The 2,418-nt window shown below is 72.7% G+C and carries 3 protein-coding genes; all 3 read right to left on the bottom strand.

Features of this window, described 5'->3' with window-relative positions; translation table 11 throughout:
- Positions 1 to 51: 51 nt before the first annotated feature.
- Entirely contained in the window at positions 52 to 1,002 is a 951-nt protein-coding gene (locus G6023_RS13495; protein ID WP_096906776.1) for an NADP-dependent oxidoreductase, read from the bottom strand.
- Positions 1,003 to 1,060: 58 nt separating this feature from the next.
- Complete coding sequence (locus G6023_RS13500; RefSeq protein ID WP_119192670.1) at positions 1,061 to 1,618, bottom strand: metallophosphoesterase family protein; 558 nt, start codon at positions 1,616 to 1,618, stop codon at positions 1,061 to 1,063.
- Between the two features lie 29 nt (positions 1,619 to 1,647).
- A partial coding sequence (locus tag G6023_RS13505) for an LmeA family phospholipid-binding protein (RefSeq protein ID WP_182636000.1) occupies positions 1,648 to 2,418 on the bottom strand: 771 nt, incomplete at its 5' end.

Genomic DNA, 2,418 nt, shown 5'->3' on the forward strand with positions numbered 1-2,418 from the left:
CCGACTGCCGACCGTCCGACTGCCGACCGCCCGACTGCCGACCGCCCGGGATCAGCCCGTGGTCAGCACCATCTTGCCGGCGGTCCGACCGGTCTGGCCGCGACGATGCGCCTCGGCGGCCTGCTCCAACGGGAAGACCTCGGCGATCGTCGCCCGGAGCGCACCCTGTTCGACGAGCTCGGTGATCGAGACCAGGTCGTGGCGCGAGGAATCCACGAGCATCCGGACCGCACGCACCCCCAGCTCCTCGGCCTCCCGGAAGAAGTCGCCGGACCCCACGGGCAGGATCGACACCACGATCCCGCCGGGGCGCAGCGTCCGCAGGGAGTCGAGGGACGTCTGACCGCCGATCGTGTCGAGCACGGCGTCCACGTCGCTGACCGCCTCGGCGATGTCGACGTCGTGGTAGTCGATTGCCTCGTCGACGCCGAGCTCGCGCAGGAAGTCGTGCTTGCCGGCGCTGGCGGTGCCGATCACGTATGCGCCGCGGGCCTTGGCGATCTGGACGGCCACGTGCCCGACCCCGCCGGCGGCGGCGTGGATGAGCACCCGCTGACCCGGCTGGATGTCGGCGTACTCGACGAGCGCCTGCCATGCGGTCAGCGACACGAGCGGCAGGGCGGCGGCCTGCACGTGGTCGAGGGAGGCGGGCTTGGGGGCGAACCAGGCCGCGGGGGCGGCGACGTACTCGGCGTGGGCTCCGTGCCCGAACGGGTACGAGAGCATCCCGAACACCTCGTCGCCGGGGGAGAAGCGGGCGACGCCGATGCCCACCTCCTCGACCACACCGGACAGGTCCCAGCCGAGCACGAAGGGGGGCTTGCCGAGGAAGCCGCCGTTCTCACGGTGCTTCCAGTCGGTGGGGTTGACGCTGGCGGCCTCGACGCGGACGAGGACCTCGTTGGTGCGCGGGGTGGGGCGGGGGAGGTCGACGACGGCGAGGACGTCCGGCTCCCCGAGGGTGTCCTGGTGCACGGCGCGCATGGTGGTGTCATTGCTCATGGACCCAGGGTAGGCAGATTCCGCGGTCGCCGGTCGGGCGCAAAGCGGCGGGGCGACGTCAGAGCCGGTGCAGCTCGACGTCACCCAGCGCGCCGCCGTCGATGGTCGCGGTCATGTAGGTGCAGTGCGGTTGGCGACGCCGGTCGGTCGGGGAGCCCGGGTTGAGCAGTCGCAGGCCGCCCTGGCCGGACGCCCTCGGCGCGGTGGTGTCCCACGGGATGTGCGAGTGCCCGAACACCAGGACGTCGGTGTCCGGGTAGGCCTTGGCCATGCGTGTGTCGCGGCCCGCGGACGCGCCGGCCTCGTGCGTCACCACCAGACGCACGCCGTCGATCGTCTCGCGTGCCACCTCGGGCAGGCGCTCGCGCAGGTCCGGGCCGTCGTTGTTGCCCCAGCAGGCGATGAGTCGAGCCGAGCGTTCCTCCAACGAGTCGAGAAGCCCCACGTCCATCCAGTCGCCCGCGTGGATCACGATGTCCGCGGCGTCGACCTCGTCCCACACCCGCTCGGGCAGGTCGCGGGCCCGCGTGGGGACGTGGGTGTCGGCGATGAGCAGCAGGCGGGTGCCGGTGCCCCTGCCGCCCGTGACCCTGCCGCCTGAGACCCTGCCGCCCAAGACCCTGCCGTCCGCATGAGGCGCAGGGGTCACTCGGTCGCCTCGAGCACGACATCCTGACCGGCGATGTCGACGGTCATGCCGCCCGGCACCACCCGGACGCCGGTCAACTGGACCCCCTCGGGCAGTTCGGCCAGCGCCGAGTCCATCATCGAGACGGTCCCGCCGAGGAACTCGGAGGGCAGCGGGAAGCCGAGGATCGACGCCTGCTCCGGCTGCATCTCGAGGTCGCCACCGATGAGCCTCGGCGTCACGACCGCCTCGGCCAGGCCGCTGATCGAGACCCGCAGGGTGCCGGCGGCGGGGTCGGCGATGATCTCCTGGACCTGGATCAGCCCGCCGAGCAGGGTGTCGCCGGCCGCGCCCTCGGACTGGGCGGCGGCGGACATGGTCTGCTCGGAGACGAACGCGGTCCCGGTCAGCGAGTCCACGTAGGTCAGGTCGCCTTCGGTGCGCACGCCGTCGGCCCGGATGTCGATCTGCGGTGCCGGTCCGGTCGCGCCGTCGGCGGCCGAGCCGTCGGTGGTGATGCGCACGGAGCCGAGGTTGCCGTCGATGTAGGACAGGATCACCGGGCGCGCGCCGAGTTCGACCTGGGCGGGCGACCCCAGGCTGGCGGTCACCTCGTCACTCATGCGGTTCTTGATGGCGTTGCGCATGCCGAACTCGAGACCGACCAAGGCCGCGACGAGACCGACGGCGAGAAGCGCCGCGATGAGCGCGATGAGTGGTCCGCGTCCCCGCCGGCTCCCGCCGTCAGCGCCGGATCCGCCCGAGCCGGGCCCGCCCGGGCCGCGCCC

The sequence above is a fragment of the Dietzia sp. DQ11-71 genome (assembly GCF_014144995.1).
In the GTDB taxonomy this organism is placed as follows: domain Bacteria; phylum Actinomycetota; class Actinomycetes; order Mycobacteriales; family Mycobacteriaceae; genus Dietzia; species Dietzia kunjamensis.